We start from the raw sequence: 23505 nt of genomic DNA on the forward strand, positions 1-23505 counted from the left end.
TCTTTGCAAAGGATGCACCGCCGAACGCCGCTTCTGACGATTGTTTGCGCAGGTGAGCGACCCTAACCTCCGGCCTGTGACCATCAACGATGTCGAGGCGGCCGCACTGGCGGCGGTGGACGAGGCGGCGATCGGCCAACTCCTGCTGGACCTCCTCGCGGTGCCGAGCGTGACGGGCAGTGCCGCGGAATCCGAGTTGCAGCACGTGCTGGCCGGGCACCTGGAACGGCTGGACCTGGACGTCGACCTGTGGTCGATGAACCTGCCCGAACTGCGCGCGCACGCCGACTTCCCCGGCGGCGAAGCACCCCGCACGGAGGCGTGGGGCCTGGTCGGCGGCACCAGGAAGAACGACGGTCCGACGCTGATCCTGCAAGGACACGTCGACGTCGTCCCGCCCGGCGACCTGGCTCAGTGGGACGGAGATCCGTTCCGCCCACGGGTGATCGGCGACGTCGTGCACGGCCGCGGCGCGTGCGACATGAAAGCGGGCGTGGTGGCGATCCTCGCCGCGGTGTCCGCGATCCGGGCGACTTCATTGCGCGGCCAGGTCGCCGTGCACTTCGTGGTCAGCGAGGAAGACGGTGGGCTCGGAGCGTTCGGCACGCTCCAGCGCGGCCACACCGGCGACGCCTGCATCATCACCGAACCGACCGGCGGAGCGCTGATGGTCGCCAACGGCGGCGCGCTCACGTTCCGCATCGAGGTGCCCGGCCAGGCCACCCACGGCAGCACCCGGTACGCCGGGGTCAGCGCCCTCGACGCCTACCTGCCGATCCACGCCGCGCTCGCCCGGCTGGAGGCGCGCCGCAACGTGGACGTCGATCCGCTCATGTCGGCCTATCCGATCCCGTACCCGCTGTCTGTCGGCACGGTGCAGGCAGGCGACTGGGCGAGCAGCGTGCCGGATCTGCTGGTCGCCGAGGGGCGGCTGGGCGTGGCGCTGGGGGAGGACCCCGCCCAGGCCCGCGCCGAACTCGAGGCGTGCGTGGCCGAGGCTTGTGCCGAGGACTCGTGGTTGCGGGCGCACCCTGCCGTGGTGACGTGGCCCGGTGGGCAGTTCGCCAGCGGCCGATTGCCGGTGGGGCATCCGCTCGCCGGCCTGGTCGGTGACGCGCACGCCGACGTCAGCGGGAATTCACGCCCTGCTGAAAAGGGGGCTCCGTACGGCAGCGATCTGCGGTTGTACGCGGGGGCGGGGGTGCCCACTTTGCAGTACGGCCCTGGCGACGTCCGTCTGGCCCACGGTCCCCAGGAGCAGGTTTTTCTGAGCGAGGTCGTCACCGTCGCCCGTGCCCTGGTTCTCGCGACCCTGCGGACGGTCGGCTCTCGCTGACGGAATCCTGGCCGCCGATAATGTTCACTTATCGGCGGCCAGGATTTTCGTGCCCAATTGAGTAGCGTTGCGTTGAATAACGTAACTGCACACGTAATTCTGCTACGATATCGCCGTGGAGACGAGCTGCAACTTCCCCGGCTGTGACCGCCCCGTTTTCCGAGGTGGCGGGCCCGGCAGGCCCTCGGAGTACTGCGACCTGCCGGAGCACACGCGCTGGAGGGCGTGGAGGGAGCGGCAGCGGCTGGCGGAAACCACCGAGCAAAACCTGGAGGTCGTCACCGTGACGAATCTCCCCAGGGTCTCCGGTACCGCCAAGATCAGGGCTGAAGAGCTTCTCGACCGGTTCCGGGTGCTGTCGGAGCAGATGACGCAGACCCTCGGCCGGGCCGTCGGCGAGCTGAACGCCATGGCGGACCCGAGCGTCGCCGAGAGTCAGATCCAGGCCGCCGAAGCCGAGGCCGCGCGACGGGTCGCGGAGGCGCAGTCCGAGTTGGCATCCGCCGAACGTCGCCGGCACGACGCCGAGAAGGCGCGCAAGGTGGCCGAGGAGACCACCGAGCAGGCGGTGCGGGCGGCGGAGGAAGCCGACGACGCCGTGGACACGGCCGTGACGGAACGAGACGAGGCGCGGGAGGCCGCGCGGGCTGCCGGTGAGCGCGCCGAGGCCGAGATCGCCGAGGTCCGGGTGCAGGCGGCGGCCTTGATCGAGGAGATCCGGGGCGAGGCGGAGCAGGCCAAGGCCGATGCGGTGAAGCACGCCGAGCAGGCTCGGCGGCAGGCCGCCAAGGAGATCGAACAGGCACGCGCCGAAGCCCAGGCCGACATCGCGCGGGCCCGTGCCGAGGCGCAGGCCGAGATCGATCGGGCTCGTGCGGAAGCGCGGACGGTGGCCGAGCGAGCCCAGGCGGAGGTGACGGCAGCCGAGCAGGTTCACAGAGACTCGGCGGCCCAGGTGGAGAAGGCGCGCGTCGAGGCCGCGGAGACGGTCAGCCGGGCCGCCAAGGCTCGTGACCAGGCGGTGGTGCGCGCGGAACGGGCCGAGCAGGCCGCGGCGGACGCCCGCACGGAGCTGGAGCGGTCACGTGCGGAGTTCGAGACGCGGTTCGCGCAGGTCAGGCAGGAGAGTGCGGATCAGGTGGCGGCGGTGCGGCAGACGCTCGCCGTGGTGGAGGACGCGCGCGCTCAGACGTTGACGCGGGCCGAACGGGCGGAGCGTCAGCTGGACGAGGCGGCGGAGGAGCTTCGGGCGGCGCGGCGGGCGAAGACCTCGTCCTGAGAGGCGGCCATCTCGCGGAGTGCGGACTTGCGTTCGCGCTGGGTGAGGCGGTCCAGGTAGAGCCTGCCGTGCAGGTGGTCGGTCTCGTGTTGCAGGCAGCGGGCGAAGTAGCCCCTGCCTTCGACGACGATCGGGTTGCCGTCCTGGTCCTGGCCGCGCACGACGGCGCGGTCGGGGCGGGCGACCACGCGGTACGGGCCCGGTACGGACAGGCAGCCTTCGGGTTCTTCGAGCAGCGTGCGCTGGTCGGCGGGGAGGTCGTCCAGCACGGGGTTGAGGACGTGGCCGGTGTGGTGGGTGCCCCATTCGTCGCGCATGTCCCACACGAACAGCTGCAGGTCGACGCCGACCTGGTTCGCGGCGATGGCGGCGCCCTCGGCGACGTGGTTGGTGGCGAACATGTCCTCGATCAGCCGGGCGAGCTCGGGCGTGCCGAACTCGGTGGCCTCGCGGCAGCGGCGGGTCAGGATCTCTTCGCCGACGACGGTGATGCGGCGCGGTGCGCCTCGGTGGATCTCGGACATGCTTTGCAAAGTAGCAGTCTTTGCAAAGTTATCGGTAGGGTGCGTTCATGTCTCGACGGCCGCTTCCGGACCATCCCGTGCGCATCGCGTTGCTGGATCTGCTCGCCGAGCACGGCACGCTGACCTCCACCCAGGCCGCCGCGCGGCTCGGGCAGAGCTCGGGGCTGTGCTCGTTCCACCTGCGTCGGCTCGCCGAGCTCGGGTTGATCGAGGAGGCGCCGCACCAGGGTGGCAAGGCGCGGCCGTGGCAGTTGCGGTGGGAGACCGAGGACGAGCCGGCGCCGGAGGAGTCGTTCAGTGCGCTCATCCACGTGACGCCGCAGGAGATGGCGGAGATCGGCGCGTCGATCCGGCGGTTGCTGTTCCGCTACCGCGACCGGGGCACGCGCCCGGCGGACGCGGTGGCCGTCACCGCGGAGGTCCGGCTGCTCAACGGCGACCCAGTAGGCTGATCCGGCGATGGAAGAACTGAAAGGCGACTGCGCCAACTGCTTCGGGTTGTGCTGCGTCGCGTTGCCGTTCGCGAAGTCCGCGGACTTCGCGGCCACCAAGGACGCGGGCACGCCGTGCCGGAACCTGCTGGCCGATCACCGGTGCGGCATCCACGACCAGTTGCGGCCCAAGGGGTACGCCGGCTGCACGGTCTACGACTGCTTCGGTGCGGGTCAGCGGGTGTCGCAGACGGTGTTCGGCGGCGTCGACTGGCGCATCGCTGAACGAGAGAAGATGTTCGCGGTGTTCCCCGTGGTCCGGCAGTTGCACGAACTGCTCTGGTACCTCGCCGAGGCCGGCCGCCTCGACCCGCACGACGACTTGGCCGCCGCGTTCGCCGAGGTCGAACGGCACGCCGTCGGCGCACCGGACGACGTCCTGGTGCTCGACGTGGCGGAGATCCGGGCGAAGGTGAACGTCCTGCTGCTGCGCACCAGCGAACGGCTGCGCTCCAGCGCGAAGTCGTACCGGGGCGCGGACCTGATCGGCGCGCGGCTGCGGAACAAGAACCTGGGCAGCGCGGACTTCCGCGGCGCGTACCTGATCGGCGCGGACCTGACGAACTCCGACCTGTCGCGGGCGGACATGATCGGCGCCGACCTGCGGGGCGCGGACCTGTCGGGTGCGGACCTGAGCACCTGCCTGTTCCTGACCCAGCCGCAGGTCAACGCCGCGCGCGGCAACGCGAGGACGAAGCTGCCGGACGCGCTGACCCGGCCTTCGCACTGGTCGGCGGAGCCCGCCCGGCGCCGCTGACTGCCGGGGCGGTGTCAGCGCCCGCTGCGACTGTGCCGTTCACGACGGCATTGCTGATCTCGACAGCGACCTGACCAGCGCGAACAGTTTGACTGAAATTTCAGTCAGGGTTACCGTGGGGGTATGAACAGGCGCAACTTCGTGCAGTCGGCCGCGGCGACCATCAGCGGTCTGCTCGCCGGCTGCGCGGGCGAGACCGGCGGTGCCACCACGAGCGAGAAGCCGTGGGTGATGCCCGAGGAGGGGCAGCCGCATCGGCGGACGTGGATGGCGTTCGCGGCCAGTGAGCGGATCTGGGGCCGGGACCTGCTGCCCCAGGTGCGTCGTGACCAGGCCACGATCGCGACGACGATCGCCCGGTTCGAGCCGGTGTCGATGCTGGTGCGCGCCGAGGACCTCGACCTCGCCCGGTCGTTGCTGCCGGGGGTCGAGCTGGTGACCTCGGAACTGGACGACCTGTGGATGCGTGACACCGGTCCGGTGTTCGTGCGCGGCGGCGGCGCGGTCGACTTCAACTTCAACGGCTGGGGCGGCAAGCAGGAGCACCGCCGTGACGCGAGGGTCGCGGGATTCGTCGCTGGTCAGGCCGGTGCGCAGCGGGTGCGCACGGATCTGGTGCTGGAGGGCGGCGCGCTGGAGGTCGACGGTGAGGGCACGGCGATCATCACGGAGAGCTGCGTGCTCAACGGCAACCGCAACCGGGGCTGGACGAAGTCCGACGTCGAGCAGGAGCTCGCACACCTGCTCGGGATCAGGAAGGTGATCTGGCTGCCGGGCATCGCCGGGCGGGACATCACCGACGGCCACACGGACTTCTACGCGCGCTTCGCCGGTCCCGGTGTGGTGGTGGCGGGGCTGGACAACGACCCCGAGTCGTTCGACCACGACGTGACGCGCCGCCACCTGGAGATCCTGCGCGCCGCGACCGACGCCGCGGGCAGGCCGCTGCGGGTCGAGGTGCTGGAGGGTCCGGAGACGGTGCGGGTGCGCGACGAGGACTTCGCGGCCGGGTACGTCAACTTCTACGTCTGCAACGGCGCGGTGGTCGGGCCGGAGTTCGGTGACCGGCGGGCGGACGCGGCGGCGAAGGCGACGCTGGAGCGGCTGTTCCCCGGACGTGCGGTGGTGCAGATCAACATCGACGGCATCGCGTCGGGCGGTGGTGGCATCCACTGCACCACGCAGCAGGAACCCCGTTAGGAAGGACATCGTCTTGTCGGAGCGCAGGATCGGGATGCTCGAGGCCGCGGTGCGGGTGATCGCGCAGGACGGCGTGCGCGGGTTGCGCGTCGAGAAGCTCGCGGCCGAGGCCGGGGTGTCCACGGCGTTGATCTACTACCACTTCAAGGACCGTGCCGGGATTCTGCGGGCGGCGCTGGAGCACGTGAACGACCGGGCGCGGTCCTACACCGGCGGCGCGGAGTCCGGTGATCCGCGCACCCAGGTCGAGCGGATGCTCCTGGACGAGCTGCAGGACGACGCGCACGTGCGGGAGACGAGCGTCGCGTGGGGTGAGCTGCGGGCCAGCGCGGCGTTCCACGAGGAGCTGCGCGCGACGTTGCGCACGGCCACCGAGGCGTGGAACTCCGACGTCGAAACCCTGCTGCGCCAAGCGAATCCCGGCCTCGACGCGGCGGCGGCCGCCGAACGGCTCACCGCGCTCGTCGAGGGTCTGAGCGAGCGCTGGCACAGCGGCTCGCTGACCCTGGACCGCGCGCGGGAACTGCTGACCGGCGCGATCGCCCGTGAGCTGGACTAGACCGACAGACGCTGCTGGGCGACGGCGCGCGCGAAGCCCTCGACGTTGTCGATCATGATGTTGTGACCGGTGTTCGGCACGGAGACGAGCTGGACACCGGACGCGGCGAGCTCGCGGCCACCGCTGGGCGGCGCGTCCTCCGGGTGCAGGAAGACACGCGGGATCTCCAGCTCCAGCAACAACTTCCGCATCGTCGGCGAGGTGCCGCGCACGAGGTCGACCGCGCTGCGGTAGAGGGCCTCGCGACCGGCCATGCGCATGGTGGCCGCCCAGTGCGGGCCCACGTCGCGCAGCACGCGGTCGAAGCCGTGGCTCAGGAAGTCCGCTTCCCCGTAGGCGGCGATGCCCCGGCTGCCGGGCGCGCCGAGCGACGGGGTGTGCGGGTCGATGTGGGGGTCGACGAGCACGAGCGAGCGCACCATCTCGGGGTGACGCGCGGCGAGCACGATGGCGACGGCGCCGCCCATGCTGTGGCCGATGATCTCGCTGCGGCGCAGCCCGATCTTGGCCAGTGCCACGGCGAGGGCGTCGGCGTGGCCCTCCAGCGAGTAGGCGAAGCCGCTGGGCCGGTCGCTGATGCCGAACCCGAGCAGGTCCATCATCAGGCTGCGGCGCCCGGCCAGCAGCGGGTGCGCGACGGCTTCGGCGTAGTACGGAGCCGACGAGGCGCCCAGTCCGTGCAGGTAGACGCGTGCGGGCGAGGCGCCCGGCACTTCGACCCAGCGGATCCGGACCCCAGGTCTGATCTCGACGGCGCGCATGTCTCTCCCGGCGGTTAATCGGTGTCCGGACCCTACCCCGCGCTCAGCCGAGCCAAGAGCGGTTTCGAGAGTCCGTTCTCATCTAGTCAACGAGCCGCGCGGACACCACTGCGAGCAGCAGCGTCACGGCGATGAAAACGAAGGTGTAGCCGAATCCTATGGCGGCGTGCAGGGGGCGTGATCGCGCTCCCTCGCACAGCTGCAACTGCCAGTACCCCGCACCGAGGCCCAAGGCCAGCCAGGGCAGGACGATCAACGCGGTCGCCGGCCCGTTCAGCAGGCCGCTGACCGCGAACGGCGTGACGACGGTGAGCAGGCCGGTGCCGATGGCCATCGCCCACGGTCGTTCGGCGGGTTCACCGGAGACGCGTCCGGCCGCGGCCGAGATCACTGCCGCGAGAACGAGAGCGGCGGCCAGGACGGCGAGCGGCCAGGCGGGGTGCTCGCCGGTGACCGGGACGAGGGCGACCGCGATCAGCAGTACGACGGCGATGGGTGTCAGCGGGAGCACCCATGCGCGGCGAAGGGCCATCGCGTGATGTTCGTCCACCTGAACGCCGGCCGACAGCGACCGAACGGCGGCTTTTGACGCCGCCGGGCGCATCGGCGACCCCGTTGGCCGGCAAGGGTTGCGGTGTGGAGCGTCTAGTCGATCCCCAGGGCCGCGCACGCGGCCGTCACGGTCGCCGCGCGCAGTTCGTCGACGGGGGTGTCGGGGAACTGCATGGTGCAGTCCTGCATGCCGCCGAACGCCAGCACCGCCCTGGTCTGCTGTTCGAGCGTCGCGTCCGGGCCGAACACGAGGCAGGTGAGGCGGGCGCGCCAGGACAGCACGACGTCGATCAGGCCGAGCTCCGCGAGCGTGGTCAGCTCGGTGAGCAGCAGCATCATGTCCTTGCGGTGGCGGTGGTGGAAGTCGAAGAAGCCCTCGACCAGTTCCAGCGGCTCTACCTCGGCGCGTTCCTCCATGCGTGCGAGGAATCCCTCGCCGTCGTCGAGCAGCGGGGTGACGATGCTGCGGATGAGCTCTTCGCGTGAGGCGAAGTGGTAGTAGAGCGCGGGTTTGGTGATGCCGAGGCGGTCGGCGATCTCCTGCAGGCTGGTCTGCTGCACGCCCTGGGAGGCGAACAGCTCGCGCGCGGTCTGCAGGATCCGCTGCTTGGTGTCGGACTTGGCCACGCGCCGAATCTTACTTAACGATCGGTAAGTCACGGGTGTAGGCTCGCGGCAGTTCACTTACCGACCGTTAAGTAAGGGGGTGTGACGTGCGAGTTCTCGTTTCCGGGGCCAGCGTCGCCGGTCCGGTGCTGGCCTACTGGCTCACGCGGTACGGGCACGAGGTGACGGTGGTCGAGCGGTCGCCGGTGCTGCGCAAGACCGGCGGGCACGCGGTCGATCTGTTCAAGCCGGCGATGGACATCTCCGAACGCATGGGTGTGCTGCCGCGCGTCGAGGCGCTGGCGACCGGGACCACGCGGCTGACGTACCTGCGGGAAGGCACGCGCAAGCCGATCAGCGCCGACGTGACGAAGCTGTTCGCGGCCGCGTCGGACCGGCACGTGGAGGTCATGCGCGACGACCTGAGCGAGATCTACTACGACGCCACGCGCGCGGACGTCGAGTACGTGTTCGGCGACTCGATCACGTCCATCGGTGACGAGGTGAGCTTCGAGGCCGGTGCGCCGCGGCGGTTCGACCTGGTCATCGGGGCGGACGGGCTGCACTCGAACGTGCGGCGGCTCGTGTTCGGTGAGGTCGACAAGACGTTCGTGGGCGCGTATCTGGCCGTGTCGTCCGTGCCGAAGGACTTGGGCGTGCCGGGTGAGATGACCGGGCACATCGGGCCTGGGCGCACGGCGGCGGTGTACGGCGCACGGCACCTGGACGACGCACGCGCGGTGTTCCTGTTCCGCTCGCCCGAGCTCACCTACCACCACCGGGACGTGGCACGGCAGAAGCAACTGCTGCGCGAGGCGTTCACGTCGCTGCATCCCGAGGTCGACTCGTGGCTGGAGCACCTGGACGGCGACGGGGCGTTCTACTTCGACTCGATCACCCAGCTGCGCGAGGACACGTGGTCACGCGGACGGGTGGCGCTGGTCGGCGACGCGGCCTACTGCCCCGGCCCGGCGATCGGCGGCAGCACGAGCCTCGCGGTGCTGGGCGCGTACGTGCTGGCGGGCGAACTCTCGGCGGGTTCGGACCACGAGGCGGCGTTCGCGCGGTACGAGCACGAGATGCGCGACATCGTGCATCGCAGCAGGGCGTTCGCGCTCGGTGTGGCGAAGACGCTGATCCCGTCCACCCGGCTGGGTGTGTCGGCGCTCGTGCGAGGCGCGCAGCTGCTGACGTCGTTGCCGTCGTGGGTGGTGCGGCCGCTGGCGAAGCTGAACTCGAAGGGCGTGCGGATGCACGACTCGATGCGCGTGAAGGACTACGGGCGTCAGGGCGCCGGCGTACCGGCGCCCTGACTCACCGAACTAGAACTGCAGGCTCCACTTGTCGAGGAACCCGGTGTCCTGGTTGGCGTTGTCGTTGACCCGCAGCTGCCAGGTGCCGTTGGCGACCTCGCTGGAGGCGTTGACGGTGTAGGTGGTGTTGATGTTGTCCGTGCCGCCGCCCGCGCGGTTGTGCAGGACGTAGACGGTGCCGTCCGGCGCCACCAGGTCCACCTTCAGGTCACCCTGGTAGGTGTGCTTGATGTCCACCGCGACCTTGAGGGTCGACGGCGCGTTGCCGGTCACCTCGGCCACCGTGATCGGGGAGTTGATCGTGGTGTTGTCCCTGATCTGGAAGTCCGCGGCGTTCTCGAAGAACTTGCCCGGGTTGGGCGGGGTGACGCCGCAGTACTGCGCTTCCTTGCCGATGGCCTCGTACGGGCAGTCGGCGCGTTCCAGCAGCTGCAGCACGGCCTCCTTGTTGCGGGCGGTCTGCGCCGGGATCACCTCGTCGGGCGGGTAGAAGCCGCCACCGCCGGCGCTGCCGGGGTACATCTCGAAGGTGTAGGCGAAGATGCCCTGCGTGCCCCACAGCCAGTCGGGGATCGACCCGTCGGTGATGTACAGGTCGCTGGACTGCTCGGGCGTGTAGTTGTTGCTGGCCGCCATCTGCTGGCCGATGGTGGCGAACGTGTCGCGCTGGTCCTGGGTCAGGCCCGGTGCGACGTCGTCGTAGGTCCAGCCCCACGGCCACAGGATGAGCTCGCTGTAGGTGTGGAAGTCGATGGACGCGCCGATCTGCTGCTTGCCACCGACGTTGCGGCCGCGCACGAAGTCGGCCACGACCTTGACCTCGGGCGCGGACTCCGCGCTCGGCCCGCGGTAGGTGTCGGAACCGGTGCTGCCGCTGGAACCGCCGCAGCAGCCCCACTTGTAGCCCCAGTTGCGGTTGAGGTCGGTGCCGACGTTGGCCGAACCGGCGTTGGGCTGCCGGTTCTTGCGCCAGGACCGGTAGCTGCCGGTCGCGATGTCGTACTCGCCGCCGTCGGGGTTGACGTCCGGGATGATCCAGATCTCGCGGGTGTCCACGAGGCCCTTGATGCGCGCGTCGGACGCGTACTGGGTCGTGAACTGGTTGATCAGATACAGCGCCATCTCGACGGTGAGGTGCTCACGGGCGTGCTGGTGGTGCGTGAACAGCACCTCCGGCTCGTTCTCGTCGACGCCGACGTTGTCGCTGATCTTGAGGGCGACGATGTCGCGGTTCTCGTAGGACTTGCCGATGACCTGCTTGCTGATCAGGTTCGGGTACGCCGCGACGGCGTTGTTGATCTCCGTCGTCATCTCGGCGTAGTTGTGGTAGTTCGAGTCCGCCGCGGGGAAGTCGAACGGGCCGACGGCCGAGTTCGCCTCCATCCGCTTGGGCAGCTCGGTGACCTCGAACCCTTGCGCCTTGAGGTTCTTGACCTCGCGCGCGGTCGCGGTGATCACGACGATGCCGTGCTCCTCGACCGAGTCGATCGCGGCGCCGGACTTCGCGAGCTTGGAGCGCTGTTCAGCGGTGCGGACGTCGCTGACCTGGTAGTTCGTCGTCGTTTCCTGAGCGCCGGGGGCCGCGCCGGTGGGCACGCCTCCCATGGCGAACACGACGCTCGCGGCGACGGTGACCCCGATCAGGGGTCTGAGATGGCTCTTTCGCATGCAGGGCAACCCTTTCGTACCACGGCAGGGACATGGCTCCGCAATGTGTAGTGCGTGTGAAGGCACGCTGTCATCCCGCCATCCGTATGGCGTTACATGGTGGGATGACGCGCTACGACGCAGTGGAGGCCGGCTCATACCGGGTGGCACGCGAGATTTCGATCGAGGGGTTGTCGTCGTGGCGGGACGCGGTCGCACCGTACTTCGTGCCGGGACGCACGGTGCTGGACCTGGGGGCCGGGACGGGGTTGTTCGTGCGGGCGTTCACGGAGTGGTTCCCGGACGTGTCCGTGGTCGCGGTGGAACCGTCCGCCGACATGCGCTCGGCGTCGGGTCTGCCGATGCTCACCGGGGACGCGTGCGCGATTCCGGTGCCGGACGCGTCGGTGGACGTGGTGTGGATGTCGACGGTCGTGCATCACGTCCGCGATCTGGCCGCGGCCGGGGTGGAGTTGCGGCGGGTGCTGCGTCCGGGCGGTGTGGTGGTGCTGCGTTCGCTGTTCCGGGAACGGCACGGCGGGATCGGCCTGTTCCGGTTCTTCCCCGAGGCGGTGCGGGCGCTGTCCGGGTTCCCGACGGTCACCGAGGTGGCGGACGGCATGGGGTTCGCGGTGCGGCGGCTGGAGGCGGTCCCGCAGGTGACGGCGGTGTCGTTGGCGGACAAGGCGTCGACGTTGCGGCAGGAGGCGGACACACTGCTGCGGTCGCTGTCGGCCGAGGAGTTCGAACGAGGCCGGAAGCGGTTGCTGACCGCGGCCGCGGTCGAAACGGGGCCCGTCGTGGATCACCTGGATCTACTGGTGCTCAGAACTGTCGGTGCCGTCTGAGACGCTGCTCGGTGTGGACGAAAAGGCACTGCTGCACCGGTATCTGACCGCAGCGCGCAACGCGTTGCTGTGGAAACTCGAGGGCCTGTCGGAGTACGACGCGCGGCGGCCGTTGACGCCGACGGGCACGAACCTGCTGGGGCTGGTGAAGCACGCGGCCGGGGTGGAGCTCAACTACTTCGGGCGCGTGTTCGACCGGCCGTTCCCCGATCCGCCGCTCTGGTCGACGGCGGACGCCCTGCCGGCGTCGGACATGTTCGCCGACGTCGGCGAGTCACGGGAGTCGGTCGTCGCCTTCTACGGGCGGGTGCGGGAGTTCGCCGACGCGACGATCGCCGCGCTGCCGCTGGACGCGCCGGGCCGGGTGTCGTGGTGGTCGGAGGGCCGGCGTGAGGTGACGTTGCGGCAGGTCCTGGTGCAGGTGTCGATCGAGCTGCACCGGCACGCCGGGCACGCGGACGTGGTGCGGGAGCTGATCGACGGCGCGACGGGCATGCAGGACGGCAACACGAACATGCCGTCGGTGCCCGCCGGGTGGTGGGACGGGCACCGCGCCCGGCTGGAGGAAATCGCCGCCACCGCGGACCGGGTTCTGCCAGGGTGACGGGCATGGCCTCTGATCCGAAAGCCGACCTGCACCGCTATCTGAAGGTCGCCCGCGAGGCGTTGCTGTGGAAGCTCGACGGCCTGTCCGAGTACGACGTGCGCCGCCCGTTGACGCCGACGGGCACGAACCTGCTGGGCCTGGTCAAGCACCTGGCCGGGGTCGAGGCGGGCTACTTCGGCGACTGCCTGGGCCGGCCGTTCCCCGAGAAGCTGCCGTTCGACGTCGACGCTGACCCGAACTCGGACATGTTCGCCACCGCGGAGGAGTCGCGTGAGGACGTGCTGGCGTTGTTCGCGCGGGCCACGGCCTTCGCCGACACCAGCATCGAGGAGCTGCCGCTGGACGCGCCCGGTGTGGTGCCGTGGTGGCCGGAGGAGCGCAAGTACGTGACGCTGCACCTGCTGCTCATCCACGAGATCGCCGAGGTGAACCGGCACGCCGGGCACGCGGACATCCTGCGCGAGGGACTCGACGGGGTCGCCGGGCTGCGCGCGAACAACTCGAACCTGCCGCAGCAGGACTGGCAAGCCCACTGGGACCGTGTGGAGCTGGAAGCGCGGAAGGCCTCGGGCCAGGCGTGATCGTGTGCCGGGGACACACCCCCCAGGAGCGTCCCCGGCACACGATCAGCCGGGCGTGGTCAGTGGAACTCGGCCTGCTGGTGGGCGGAGAAGTACTTGCGGACGTCGGCCACGTAGAGGTCGGGCACCTCGCTGGCCGGGAAGTGGCCGACGCGGTCGCACTCCGTCCAGTGCTCGGCCTCGTGAGCGGGGTCGAGCAGCGAGCGGATGCCGTTCCGGGCCGAGGTTCTCCCCGCGGTCCCGGCGGCGCTGGTGGAGGCGACGGGCGAGTCGTCGTGCCGGTTGACAGCCGGGGCGGACACGGTGGAGATGCTGGCCGTGTACCTGGGCGTGCTGGGGTGCGGGTTCTCCGTCGACGGGCCGCCGGAGCTCGTTCACCACCTGGGAAAGGTGGCTGACAGGTTCCGCGAGGCGATCGATACTGCTTCGCATGGGTAAGGAATACGAGCGGATCGAGCCGCGGCTGCAGGAGTTCATCGAGAACCAGAAGGTGTTCTTCGTGGCGAGTGCTCCGCTGGCGGGTGACGGGCACGTCAACCTCTCGCCCAAGGGCCGGCAGGGGACGTTGCGGATCCTCGACGACCGCACGGTGGCCTACCTCGACTTCGGTGGCAGCCATGCCGAGACGATCGCGCATCTGCGGGAGAACGGCCGCGTCACGCTGATGTGGTGCGCGTTCGAGGGGCCGCCGAACATCGTGCGCGTGCACGGCCGGGGTGAGCCGGTGTTCCGCGACGACCCGCGCTTCGCCGAGCTGGTGGCCGGGTTCGGGGAGGCGGACGGGCCGGCGCTGCGGGCGGTGATCGTGGTGACGGCGGAGCTGATCAGCGACACCTGCGGGTTCGCGGTGCCGTTCATGGACTACCGCTCGGAGCGGGACCTGCACGCGGACTACTTCGGCCGCAAGAGCGACGAGGAGTTCCGCGAGTACACGAACAAGAAGCCCTACAACAACGCGAGCATCGACGGCCTGCCCGCCATGGAGCTGCCGCTGCCACCCCGCTAGAAAAAATCTTGGGCGGGGATGTCGAGAACGTCGTCGCGGCTCCGTCCCCGGGGCATGACGACGATGACGCAGAGCGAGATCACCGAGGTGCTGAACCGGCCGTACAGCAAGGAGCTGCTGCACCGCGACATGCTGCGGATGGCGTACGTGGCCAAGGACGGCACGCCGCGCGCGGTTCCGATCGCGCACACCTGGAACGGCGAGCACATCGTGCTGTGCACCTCGACGAACGCGCCGAAGCTGCACGCGTTGTGGGCGAACCCGGTGGTGGCGCTGACGATCGACACCGAGGTGCACCCGCCGAAGATCCTGCTGATCCGCGGCACGGTCGAGCTGGACGAGGTCGAGGGCATCCCGGAGGAGTACCTGCAGATGAACGGCAGCTACGACATGTCGCCGGAGCAGCGGGTGGAGTGGGAGCGCGAGGTGCGGTCGCTCTACGACGGCATGGTGCGGATCGTGGTGACGCCGACGTGGGCGAAGCTGATCGACTTCGAGACGACGCTGCCCAGCGCGGTGCAGGAGCTCGTCGAGCGGCGGTCAGCTCGACAGGAATCGGTCTAGGACGCGTGCACCGAACTCCAGGCCCGCGACGGGGACGCGTTCGTCGACGCCGTGCGCCATCGCGCGGTAGTCGAAGCCCACGGGCAGTTGCAGTGGCGAGAAGCCGTAGCAGTGGATGCCGAGCCGGCTGAACGCCTTGGCGTCGGTGCCGCCGCCCAGGCAGTACGGCACGACGGCCGCGGCGGGGTCCTCGTCGCGCAGGGCGTCGGCCATGGCGGTGAACCACGGCGTGTCGACGGGTGCCTCGACGGGCGGCTGGTCCTCGAGGACCTCGCGGGTCACGCCGGGGGAGAGCAGCGAGTCGATGGTGGCGGCGAGTTCGTCGACGGTGCCGGGCAGCGTGCGGACGTCGAGCTGCGCGGTGGCGGTGCCGGGGATGACGTTGACCTTGTAGCCGGCCTGCAGCATCGTCGGCGTGGCCGAGCAGCGCACGGTGTTCTCGGCCAGCTTCGCGGCCGGGCCGAGGCGGGTGAGGGTGCCGTCGACGTCGTCCAGGTCCACCTCCACCCCCAGCGCCTTGCCTGCGCCCACGAGGAACGCCTCGACGGTCGGCGTGAGCCGCACGGGGTGTTCGAACGCCGCGATCCGCGCCAGTGACGTGACCAGCGCGGTCACCGCGTTCTGGTCGTTGCGCCGCGACCCGTGCCCGGCTCGGCCGGTGGCGGTGAGCTTCATGTGCGACGTGCCGCGCTCGGCGGTGCCGATCGGGTACAGCCGCACCCCGTCGACGTCGTAGGAGAACGCGCCGGACTCGCTGATCGCCGCCTCGACACCCGCGAAGTGAGCGGCGTGGTGCTCCACGAGCCAATGCGCCCCGTAGGCGCCCTGGGCCTCCTCGTCGGCGACGAACGCCAGCACGACGTCACGGCGCGGACGGCGCCCTTCTTCGTGCCAGCGGTGGATCACGGCCAGCGTCATGGCGGCCATGTCCTTCATGTCCACGGCGCCCCGGCCGTGGACGAACCCGTCGCGGATCTCTCCGGCGAACGGGTCGAAGCTCCACTCGGCGGGATCGGCGGGCACGACGTCGAGGTGCGACTGGACCAGCACGGCGGGCAGCGACGGATCGGTGCCGGGGATGCGCGCGAGGACGTTGGTGCGCCGCGGGGCCGGTTCGAGCAGCGTCGGCCGCACGCCGCTGTCCTGCAGCAGCGCCGCGACGTGCTCGGCGGCCTCCCGCTCGCCGGCGGAATCACCGCCACCGCGGTTGGTGGTGTCGAAGCGGATCAGCTGTGCGCACACCTGCGCGACGTCCAGCGGCATGAATGCCACCGTATCCGGACGCCCAGCGTGGAATTGTTGCAGCCCTGTGCCGATCGATGGGGGGACGCCGGTGCACCTGCAGATGGCCCTGGAGGGGCTCGCGCTCAACCCGGCGCTGCCCGAGGGCATGATCCGCCGCCTGATCGCCCACCGGCAGGGACCGGACGCGGTCGGGAAGCGGCCGGACCTCACCGCCGGACTGATCGACGAGATGATCGCCGCGGACCGGCCCCGGCTGCTGCGCTCGCTGGCGCTCAACGACCGTCTGCCCGGCTCGGTCCGGCTTCGGCTGGCACACCACCCCAACGCCTCCGTGCGGGCCAGTGTCGCGATGGGCTGCGATCAGGGCGCCCCGCGCGAGGTGTTCGAGTTGCTGCTGGCCGACCCCGAGCCGACGACCCGCGCGTACCTCGCGGAGAACGCCGCCATGCCGGACGACCTGCGGGCACGTCTCGCGACCGACCCGAGCGACGAGGTCAGGGGGGCGCTGGCCCGCTACTGGCCCGCCGCACCCGAGCACGTGCGGCGCGCCTTGCTGACCGACCCGCACGACGAGGTCCGTGAGGCGGCGTGCCCGGCCCACCACGCCGGTCTGCCGCACCCGGCGCCACCGCCCGACCTGATCCCCGCCCTGCTCGCCGATCCGGTCACCAGGGCCGGGGTGGTCCGGCACCTCGCCCTCGACGAGCAGACGGCGCGCCGGCTCTCCCAGGACCCCGACGCGGACGTGCGGGTGGAGCTGGCCAAGCACCCGCGGTTGCCGTCCGAGCTGCGCGACGCGCTCGGCACGGATCCGAACGCATGGGTCAGGCTCGCGGTCTTCGGGCGGGAGGACACCCCCGCACCGCTGCGCTCAGCCCTGCACGCACAGCTCCTGGCCGGGCCCCACTCGCTGGGCTTCGCCGGCGAGGACGGAGCGCGGATCGAACGGATGCTGGTGCTCGGCGAGCTGCGGATGCTGCGCCTTCCCTGGGTGTGCGCCGACCCGTTGCCGCACGTCGACTCCCCGTATCCCTGCTTTCGCGTCTCGGCGGCCTCCAGCGGGCAGCCACTGCCCCCGGAGGTGGTCGCCCGGCTGCTCGCCGACGACGAGTACGACGTCCGCTCGACGATGGCCCGGCGTGCCCCGCACCTGGTGGACGTGGTGACGGCGGAGCGCCTCGACCGCGAGTTCAGTCCTTCGAGCGCGAAGTACACCCCGTGGCGGCCGGCGGACGAGCTGATGTTCCCCGCGGAGGTGTTGCGCCGGTTCGCCACCGACCCCGACCCGCGGATGCGGTGCCTGGCGCCGCGCGACCCGGATCTGCCCGTCGGGATCGCCGCCCGGTTGGCCGCCGATCCCGACGCCGAGGTGCGGCACGCGGTCGCCGGCCACCGCAACCTGCCCGTGGAGGCGCTGGTCGCGTTGCTCGACGACGGGGACGAGCGGACCGTGCACGCGGCGGCGTCCTCACCGCGGCTGCCCGAGGCGCGAATGGAACGGCTGCTCGCTCTCGCCGGCCTGTGATCAGCCGTAGACGTCCTCGATCGCGGCCCCGGCGATGTGGGTGACGACCTTGAACGCCTTCATCGCCTCGGTCATGGAGACCGCGTCGAACCCGACGCGGCGCACCCCGATCAGGTCCACTGTCGGTACGACGGCGGCGGCCTCGGCCAGGTGCGAGGCGTCGAACTCGACCTCGATGCGGTGCGGCGCCACGACAGCGTCCGAACGCCCGGCCGAGGCCATCGCGGCGGTGGCGGCTTCTGTGATCTGTGAAGAAGTCACCGCCGGTGGCAGGCACACGGCCGCGTACCGCGACACGCACTCCTTGACCGCCACCGTCCGCGCCCCGGCCGCGTAGGACGCGGCGTCCTCACACGTCAGGTCGTCACCGGTCACGAGCAGCACGGGAACGCCGTACTCGGCGGCCAATGCGGCGTTGAGGCGCCCTTCGGAGGCGAGGACGCCGTCGAGCCACACGCCGGTGATGGAGTTCTCCATGTAGGTGTGGGCGAGCACGCCCCGTGAGCCCGCACCCGTGTGGTAGCCGAGAAGAACCACTCCGTCCACATCGGAGTCGATACCTTGCATCATCGACAGCGGCTTGTGCCGGCCGGTGAGCATTCGCGCCTGGTCGTGGAGGTCTTCGAGCAGGAGGTTGCGTTGCGAGGAATGCGCCTCGTTGACGATCACCTGCTGTGCCCCGCCCGCGACCAGGCCGCTGACGCAGGCGTTGACGTCCGCTGTGAACAGGCGCCGGAACCGTTGCCATTGCTCAGTACCGGGGATGACGTCCCCGGTCCAGGTGACTCCGGTGGCGCCTTCCATGTCCGCCGAGATCATGATCCGCACATCTCGGTAAGTTAGCGGTGGGCTGCTGGGGAAGAGGGGTTTTCGTGCGGGTGAAGTTGTGCGCGTTGCTTGTCATGGCAACGACATTGGGGTTGGCGGCACCTCCGGTGACGGCACAGGCGCCGGTCATTCTGAAGGTCGCGATCGTGCAGCAGATCGACTCGATGAACCCGTTCCTCGCGGTGTTCCAGTCGAGCACCGAGATCGGCCGGTTGATGTACGACTACCTGACCGCGTACACCGCGGCGGATCAGACGGTGACCGACGGGCTGGCGAACAACTGGACGCGCTCGCCAGACAAGCTCACCTGGAACTTCACGATTCCCGAGGGCAAGAAGTGGTCCGACGGCATGCCGATCACCGCGCACGACGTCGCGTTCACGTACAACCTGATGCTGACCGACCCGGTCGCCAGGACCGCGAACGGCAGCTTCGTCAGCAACTTCCAGCACGTCTCCGCGGCCAACGACCGCACCGTCGTCATCCACACCAAGACGCCACAGGTGACGATGCTCGCGCTGGACGTCCCGATCGTGCCCAAGCACGTGTGGGAGAAGGTCGGCAGCATCAAGGACTACGCCAACGACCAGATGCCGGTCGTGGGCTCCGGCCCGTTCGTGCTCACCGAGCACGTGCCGGGGCAGTTCATCAAGCTCAAGGCCAACAAGAACTACTGGCGCGGCGCGGCGAAGTTCGACGAGCTGCACTTCGTGTACTTCCAGAACTCCGACGCCGCGGTGCAGGCGCTGGGCAAGGGCGAGGTCGACCTGGTCAACCGGATGGCGCCGGCCCAGTTCGACTCGCTGCAGGGCAAGGCGGGCGTGACCCGCAACAAGGCGCAGGGCCGCCGCTTCACCGAGTTGATGATCAACCCCGGTGCGCAGACCCGCACCGGTGAGCCGATCGGCGACGGCAACCCGGCGCTCAAGGACGTGCGGGTGCGGCGGGCGATCGCGCAGGCCATCGACCTCGACGCCCTCGTGCAGCGGGTGAACCTCGGATATGCGGAGAAGGGCGCGGGTCTGGTGCCGCCGGTGTTCGGCAAGTGGCACTGGCAGCCCAGCGAATCCGAGCTGCGCAAGTTCGACCCGGCCGCGGCCAACGCGGCACTGGACGCAGCCGGTTTCCCGCGCAAGGCCGACGGCACCCGCTTCCCGCTCAGGCTCATCGGGCGCGCGGGGCGGGCGTACGACGAGCAGGCCAGCGAGTACCTCAAGCGGTCGATGAGCGACATCGGCATCCCGCTGGACGTGCGGCTGGTGTCGGACAACCAGCTCAACGAGGCGACCACCGCCGCCACCTACGACCTGGCGTTCTCGGGCTGGGCGACGAACATCGACCCGGACTTCATCCTGAGCCTGCACACCTGCGGGCAACGGCCGGGCGCGGACGGCAAGGGCGGCACGACCGACGCCTACTTCTGCGACGAGACCTACGACAAGCTCTACGCCGAGCAGCTCTCGGAGTTCGACGAGGCCGAGCGCGTCGCGATCGTCAAGGAGATGCAGGCCCGCTTCTACGACCAGGTGCCCGCGGTGGTGCTGGCGTACGAGAACGCGCTGGAGGGCTACCGGTCCGATCACTTCGCGAAGTTCACGACGCAGCCCGCGCAGGGCGGCGTGATCATGGCGCAGAACGGCATGTGGGGCTACTACGGCGCCGAACCCGCGCAGCGGGCCGTGCAGGCCCAGGGCAGCCGGTGGGTCGGGCTGGCGCTGGGAGGTGCGCTGATCGCCGTGCTGGTGGCGGCGGTGGTCGTGATGGCGCGGCGGCGCAACGCCACGGCGGGGGAGCGCGAGTAGGTGCGTCTGGCCGGTCGGTTCGGTGGTGCCGCGCTCAGCCTGATGATGGTGGCGGTGCTGGGTTTCTTCCTGTTCCGGGTGGTGCCCGGCGACCCCGTGGTCTCGATGACGCGCGGCCGTCCGACCACGGCGGCGATGCAGGCCGAACTGCGCGCGCAGTTCGGCCTGGACCGTCCGTTGCACGAGCAGTTCTGGAACTACCTCACCTCGCTGCTGCACGGTGATCTGGGGACGTCGTTCACGTTCCGCAGGCCTGTCGCGGACGTGATCCTCGAGCGCCTCGGTCCGACGTTGCTGCTGGTCGGCACGGCGACCGTGATCGCGGTGGGGCTGGGGCTGTGGCTCGGGGTGCGGGCGGCGTGGCGTCGTGACTCGGGCTTCGACCGGGTCACGACGGGGGCGTCGCTGACGTTGTGGGCGGTGCCGACGTTCTGGCTCGGCATGCTGCTGATGATGGTGACGGGGGATCTGTTCCCGTCGCGGGGCATGCGTGACACCGACACGGCGCCGGACTTCGTGTCGCAGGCGCTCGACGTCGGTCATCACCTGGTGCTGCCGTCGATCACGCTGGTCGCGGTGGTGTGCGCGGAGTACATGCTGGTCATGCGGTCGTCGTTGCTGGAGGAGATGCACGCCCCCTACCTGACGACGGCGCGCGCGAAGGGCCTGCGGGACGACCTGGTGCGGCGCCGTCATGCCGTGCCGAACGCGGTGCTTCCGGCGATCACGCTGGTGTTCCTGCGGTTCGGGCTGGTGGTGGCCGGGGCGATCACGACGGAGACGGTGTTCTCCTGGCCCGGCCTGGGGTTGTTGTTCTACGACGCGCTGACCGGGCCGGACTACCTGCTGTTGCAGGGGTTGCTGGTGGTGACGGCGAGCGCGGTCGTGGTGATGAACCTGCTCGCGGACCTGCTGCACGGGGTCCTGGATCCACGGGTGAAGGTCGTATGAGGAAAGTCGACTCGGGGTTCCTGGCGCAGCGCGCCGGGGTGGCCGGTGCGGCGGTGCTGGCCGTGGCCGCGCTGATCGCCCTGCTCGCGCCGTTGCTGATTCCCGCCGACGCCCTCGACGTCACCCGTGTGACGGACGGCGCGTGGCAGCCACCGGGTGCCGGGCACTGGCTGGGCACCGACCACACGGGACGCTCGGTGGCGTTGCTGATGGCGCAGGGCACGGGGACGTCGTTGTTCGTCGGGCTGACGGCGGCGGTGCTCGCGGTCGGCATCGGCACGCTCGCCGGCATCGTGAGCGGTCACTTCGGCGGACTGCTGGCGGGGGCGTTGCTGCGGGTCACGGACTTCTTCCTGGTGCTGCCTGCGCTGGTGCTGGCGATCGCGTTGTCGACGGTGCTGCCGCGTGGGCTGGGCACGATCATCCTGGCGATCGGGCTGACGAGCTGGCCGGCGACGGCACGGATGGTGCGGGCGCAGACGCTGACGATCGAGGCCCGTCCGTTCGTGGAACGCGCACGAGCCCTGGGCGGCGGCCACACGCACGTGATCGGACGGCACGTGCTGCCGTCGGTGGTGCCGTTGGTGCTGGTCAACGCGACGCTGGCGGTGGCGTCGGCGATCGTGGCGGAGTCGACGCTGGCGTTTCTGGGGCTGGGTGATCCGACGCGGATCTCGTGGGGCGCGATGCTGCACCAGGCGCAGTTGCACGGGGCGGTGCCGCAGCGGGCGTGGTGGTTCCTGCTGCCGCCGGGTCTCGCGATCGTGGTGGTGGTGCTGGCGTTCACGCTCGTCGGGCGCGCCCTTGAAGCCGTCGTGACGCCGAAGAGGTGAACCCCTTGCTGGAGTTGAAGAACCTCACCGTCCACTACGGACCGAAATGCGTCGTCAACGACGTGAACCTCGCTCTTGCGCCCGGTCAGACGCTCGGGCTCGCGGGTGAGTCGGGGTCGGGCAAGTCGACGGTGGCGATGTCGGTGCTGCGGCTGCTGCCCAGGGCGGCGAGCGTGACCGGCGAGATCCTGCTCGACGGCGACGACGTGGCGACGATGTCGTGGGGCCGGTTGCGGGCGGTGCGGTGGGCGGCGGCGTCGATCGTGTTCCAGGGCGCGATGCACTCGCTCAACCCGGTGCAGCGCGTCGGTGACCAGATCGCCGAGCCGATGCGCCTGCACGGCGTCGACGGCAGCGTTCTAGATCTGCTGGAGCAGGTCGAACTGCCCCGGGAGAAGGCGCGGGCGTATCCGCACGAGCTCTCGGGCGGGCAGAAGCAGCGGGTCATGATCGCGATGGCGCTGGCGTGCGGACCACGCCTGGTCGTCGCGGACGAGCCGACCACCGCGCTCGACGTCGTGGTGCAGGCCCAGGTGCTGGCATTGATGACACGGCTGGTCCGCGAGCAGGACCTCGGGTTGCTGATGATCAGCCACGACCTGTCGGTGCTGGCGCAGACGTGCGACGACCTCGCGGTGATGCATCGCGGAGAGCTGGTCGAACGCGGCCGCACCCGTGAGGTGATCGCGAACCCGCGGCACCCGCACACCGCGGCGTTGACGGCGGCGTTCCCGGTGATCGGTGACCCGGCGCACCGCTGGGCCGAGCCCGCTCCGGCGCCGCAGCCGTTGCTGCAGGTGCGGGATCTGGTCGTGGATTACGGCCGGACGCGCGCGGTCGACGGGGTGAACCTGACGATCGGGCGGGGCGAGATCGTGGCGCTGGTCGGGCAGTCCGGATCAGGCAAAACGACACTGGCTCGTACCATAATGGGGCTGCGAAAGCCGTCCTCCGGTCGGGTGATCTTCGACGGCGTCGAGGTGGGTCGGACGGGCAAGGCGCTCAAGGCCTTCCGCCGCCAGGTCCAGCTCGTGCTTCAAGATCCTTCCAGCGCCCTCAACCCCCGCCACAGGATCTTCGACGCGGTGGCGGAGGGACTGCGCGTGCACGGCATTCCCGGCGATGAGGAATCCCTGGTCACGGCCGCTGTGGAACGGGCTGAGCTACGTCCGGCGAGCCTGTATCTGGAGTCGCTGCCGCACGAGCTGTCCGGGGGGCAGCAGCAGCGCGCGGTGATCGCCGGCGCGCTGGTGCTGGAGCCCCGTCTGCTGGTGGCCGACGAGCCCGTCGCGTCCCTGGACGCCTCGGTGCGCGGGGAGATAGTGGCGCTGCTGCTCCGGTTGCGCCGGGAACTGGGCCTTGCTTCATTGATCATCACGCACGACCTAGGGCTGGCGTGGCAGATCGCCGACCGGGTCGCGGTGATGCATCAGGGGACAATCGTGGAACAAGGCTCGGTCGAAGAAGTCCTGCTCACCCCGTCTCACGACTACACGCGTGCGTTGCTGCGCGCGGTGCCGCAGGTCTGAGAGTGATCCCGATCGAACACGCCCGGTATCGGGCCTCGCTGACGCCTGCCGAGATCGGGCGGGGCGGGGCCGACGGCTGGGTGGACGTCGACGAGGTGCCGGTGCTGGCGCGGCTGGCGTGGCACGACCTGGGCTGCCCGCCCGGTGTGCTGGGCGAGCTC

The 23505-nt window shown here is 70.2% G+C and carries 25 protein-coding genes; 17 read left to right on the forward strand and 8 right to left on the reverse strand.

The genetic code is table 11. From position 1 onward, the window contains the following. Positions 1-76: 76 nt before the first annotated feature. Together SK854_RS41105 and SK854_RS41110 are read left to right on the forward strand one after the other, a co-directional pair. Positions 77-1336 carry an ArgE/DapE family deacylase gene (locus SK854_RS41105; protein ID WP_319980558.1) on the forward strand — a complete coding sequence of 420 codons (1260 nt, stop codon included), beginning with the start codon at positions 77-79 and terminating at the stop codon, positions 1334-1336. A gap of 115 nt (positions 1337-1451) precedes the next feature. After that, complete coding sequence (locus tag SK854_RS41110) at positions 1452-2615, forward strand: hypothetical protein (protein ID WP_319980559.1); 1164 nt, start codon at positions 1452-1454, stop codon at positions 2613-2615. On the opposite strand, the gene def is transcribed toward SK854_RS41110, so the two are convergent. Then, the gene (gene def, locus SK854_RS41115) at positions 2555-3139 is read right to left on the reverse strand and encodes a peptide deformylase (RefSeq protein WP_319980560.1); all 585 of its coding nucleotides are present in this window, start codon (positions 3137-3139) and stop codon (positions 2555-2557) included. The genes SK854_RS41110 and def overlap by 61 nt on opposite strands. A gap of 47 nt (positions 3140-3186) precedes the next feature. Between def and SK854_RS41120 the strand changes: the two genes are divergently transcribed. From SK854_RS41120 to SK854_RS41135, 4 genes are all read left to right on the forward strand, one after another. Next, positions 3187-3591, forward strand: coding sequence for a winged helix-turn-helix domain-containing protein (locus tag SK854_RS41120; protein WP_093603399.1), 405 nt, complete (start codon positions 3187-3189; stop codon positions 3589-3591). 7 nt (positions 3592-3598) lie between these two features. Beyond that, on the forward strand, positions 3599-4387 hold the full coding sequence (locus SK854_RS41125; RefSeq protein ID WP_319980561.1) for a pentapeptide repeat-containing protein: 789 nt from the start codon (positions 3599-3601) through the stop codon (positions 4385-4387). Positions 4388-4510: 123 nt separating this feature from the next. Next, a complete protein-coding gene (locus SK854_RS41130) occupies positions 4511-5587 on the forward strand; it encodes an agmatine deiminase family protein (RefSeq protein WP_319980562.1) in 1077 nt (358 codons plus the stop codon). A 13-nt stretch (positions 5588-5600) separates the two neighbouring features. Continuing rightward, on the forward strand, positions 5601-6146 hold the full coding sequence (locus tag SK854_RS41135) for a TetR/AcrR family transcriptional regulator (RefSeq protein WP_319980563.1): 546 nt from the start codon (positions 5601-5603) through the stop codon (positions 6144-6146). On the opposite strand, the gene SK854_RS41140 is transcribed toward SK854_RS41135, so the two are convergent. The 3 genes from SK854_RS41140 to SK854_RS41150 all read right to left on the reverse strand — a co-directional run bounded on the left by SK854_RS41140 (position 6143) and on the right by SK854_RS41150 (position 8086). Beyond that, entirely contained in the window at positions 6143-6907 is a 765-nt protein-coding gene (locus SK854_RS41140) for an alpha/beta fold hydrolase (RefSeq protein WP_319980564.1), read from the reverse strand. The two genes, SK854_RS41135 and SK854_RS41140, sit on opposite strands and share 4 nt — an antisense overlap. A gap of 82 nt (positions 6908-6989) precedes the next feature. Beyond that, on the reverse strand, positions 6990-7439 hold the full coding sequence (locus SK854_RS41145) for a hypothetical protein (protein ID WP_319980565.1): 450 nt from the start codon (positions 7437-7439) through the stop codon (positions 6990-6992). Between the two features lie 113 nt (positions 7440-7552). Beyond that, positions 7553-8086 (reverse strand): TetR/AcrR family transcriptional regulator, encoded by a 534-nt coding sequence (locus tag SK854_RS41150; RefSeq protein ID WP_319980566.1) that lies wholly within the window; start codon positions 8084-8086, stop codon positions 7553-7555. 86 nt (positions 8087-8172) lie between these two features. On the opposite strand from SK854_RS41150, the gene SK854_RS41155 reads away from it, so the two are divergent. Further along, positions 8173-9378: an FAD-dependent monooxygenase gene (locus SK854_RS41155; protein ID WP_319980567.1), complete on the forward strand. Its 1206-nt coding sequence runs from the start codon at positions 8173-8175 to the stop codon at positions 9376-9378. A 9-nt stretch (positions 9379-9387) separates the two neighbouring features. On the opposite strand, the gene SK854_RS41160 is transcribed toward SK854_RS41155, so the two are convergent. Next, positions 9388-11046 carry a M14 family metallopeptidase gene (locus SK854_RS41160; RefSeq protein WP_319980568.1) on the reverse strand — a complete coding sequence of 553 codons (1659 nt, stop codon included), beginning with the start codon at positions 11044-11046 and terminating at the stop codon, positions 9388-9390. A 104-nt stretch (positions 11047-11150) separates the two neighbouring features. Here SK854_RS41160 and SK854_RS41165 point away from each other — a divergent pair, with 104 nt between their 5' ends. From SK854_RS41165 to SK854_RS41175, 3 genes are read left to right on the forward strand one after another with little or no spacing between them, the layout of a single operon-like run. Further along, a complete protein-coding gene (locus tag SK854_RS41165; protein ID WP_319980569.1) occupies positions 11151-11873 on the forward strand; it encodes a class I SAM-dependent methyltransferase in 723 nt (240 codons plus the stop codon). After that, positions 11863-12477: a DinB family protein gene (locus SK854_RS41170; protein ID WP_319980570.1), complete on the forward strand. Its 615-nt coding sequence runs from the start codon at positions 11863-11865 to the stop codon at positions 12475-12477. The genes SK854_RS41165 and SK854_RS41170 overlap by 11 nt, the downstream gene beginning before the upstream one ends. 5 nt (positions 12478-12482) lie before the next feature. Then, entirely contained in the window at positions 12483-13061 is a 579-nt protein-coding gene (locus SK854_RS41175) for a DinB family protein (protein WP_319980571.1), read from the forward strand. A gap of 59 nt (positions 13062-13120) precedes the next feature. On the opposite strand, the gene SK854_RS41180 is transcribed toward SK854_RS41175, so the two are convergent. Continuing rightward, positions 13121-13363, reverse strand: a complete 243-nt coding sequence (locus SK854_RS41180) for a hypothetical protein (protein ID WP_319980572.1) — start codon at positions 13361-13363, stop codon at positions 13121-13123. 128 nt (positions 13364-13491) lie between these two features. Here SK854_RS41180 and SK854_RS41185 point away from each other — a divergent pair, with 128 nt between their 5' ends. Together SK854_RS41185 and SK854_RS41190 are read left to right on the forward strand one after the other, a co-directional pair. Further along, positions 13492-14067 carry a pyridoxamine 5'-phosphate oxidase family protein gene (locus SK854_RS41185; RefSeq protein WP_319980573.1) on the forward strand — a complete coding sequence of 192 codons (576 nt, stop codon included), beginning with the start codon at positions 13492-13494 and terminating at the stop codon, positions 14065-14067. 63 nt (positions 14068-14130) lie between these two features. Beyond that, positions 14131-14631 (forward strand): pyridoxamine 5'-phosphate oxidase family protein, encoded by a 501-nt coding sequence (locus SK854_RS41190; protein WP_319980910.1) that lies wholly within the window; start codon positions 14131-14133, stop codon positions 14629-14631. Here the strand turns inward: SK854_RS41190 and SK854_RS41195 are convergent. Continuing rightward, positions 14608-15894 carry a M20/M25/M40 family metallo-hydrolase gene (locus SK854_RS41195; RefSeq protein WP_319980574.1) on the reverse strand — a complete coding sequence of 429 codons (1287 nt, stop codon included), beginning with the start codon at positions 15892-15894 and terminating at the stop codon, positions 14608-14610. The two genes, SK854_RS41190 and SK854_RS41195, sit on opposite strands and share 24 nt — an antisense overlap. A gap of 70 nt (positions 15895-15964) precedes the next feature. Here SK854_RS41195 and SK854_RS41200 point away from each other — a divergent pair, with 70 nt between their 5' ends. Next, positions 15965-17401 (forward strand): hypothetical protein, encoded by a 1437-nt coding sequence (locus tag SK854_RS41200; protein ID WP_319980575.1) that lies wholly within the window; start codon positions 15965-15967, stop codon positions 17399-17401. Here SK854_RS41200 and SK854_RS41205 read toward each other — a convergent pair whose 3' ends face one another. Further along, the gene (locus tag SK854_RS41205) at positions 17402-18229 is read right to left on the reverse strand and encodes a M55 family metallopeptidase (RefSeq protein ID WP_319980576.1); all 828 of its coding nucleotides are present in this window, start codon (positions 18227-18229) and stop codon (positions 17402-17404) included. Positions 18230-18303: 74 nt separating this feature from the next. Between SK854_RS41205 and SK854_RS41210 the strand changes: the two genes are divergently transcribed. From SK854_RS41210 to SK854_RS41225, 4 genes are read left to right on the forward strand one after another with little or no spacing between them, the layout of a single operon-like run. Next, complete coding sequence (locus SK854_RS41210) at positions 18304-20031, forward strand: ABC transporter substrate-binding protein (protein WP_319980577.1); 1728 nt, start codon at positions 18304-18306, stop codon at positions 20029-20031. Then, the gene (locus tag SK854_RS41215; RefSeq protein ID WP_406601893.1) at positions 20032-20982 is read left to right on the forward strand and encodes an ABC transporter permease; all 951 of its coding nucleotides are present in this window, start codon (positions 20032-20034) and stop codon (positions 20980-20982) included. It begins immediately after the preceding gene. Further along, positions 20979-21815 carry an ABC transporter permease gene (locus tag SK854_RS41220; RefSeq protein WP_319980578.1) on the forward strand — a complete coding sequence of 279 codons (837 nt, stop codon included), beginning with the start codon at positions 20979-20981 and terminating at the stop codon, positions 21813-21815. The genes SK854_RS41215 and SK854_RS41220 overlap by 4 nt, the downstream gene beginning before the upstream one ends. Next, positions 21812-23344 (forward strand): ABC transporter ATP-binding protein, encoded by a 1533-nt coding sequence (locus tag SK854_RS41225; protein ID WP_319980579.1) that lies wholly within the window; start codon positions 21812-21814, stop codon positions 23342-23344. The genes SK854_RS41220 and SK854_RS41225 overlap by 4 nt, the downstream gene beginning before the upstream one ends. The last annotated feature ends 161 nt before the right edge of the window (positions 23345-23505 follow it).

This window comes from Lentzea sokolovensis (assembly GCF_033949975.1).
Taxonomy (GTDB): domain Bacteria; phylum Actinomycetota; class Actinomycetes; order Mycobacteriales; family Pseudonocardiaceae; genus Lentzea; species Lentzea sokolovensis.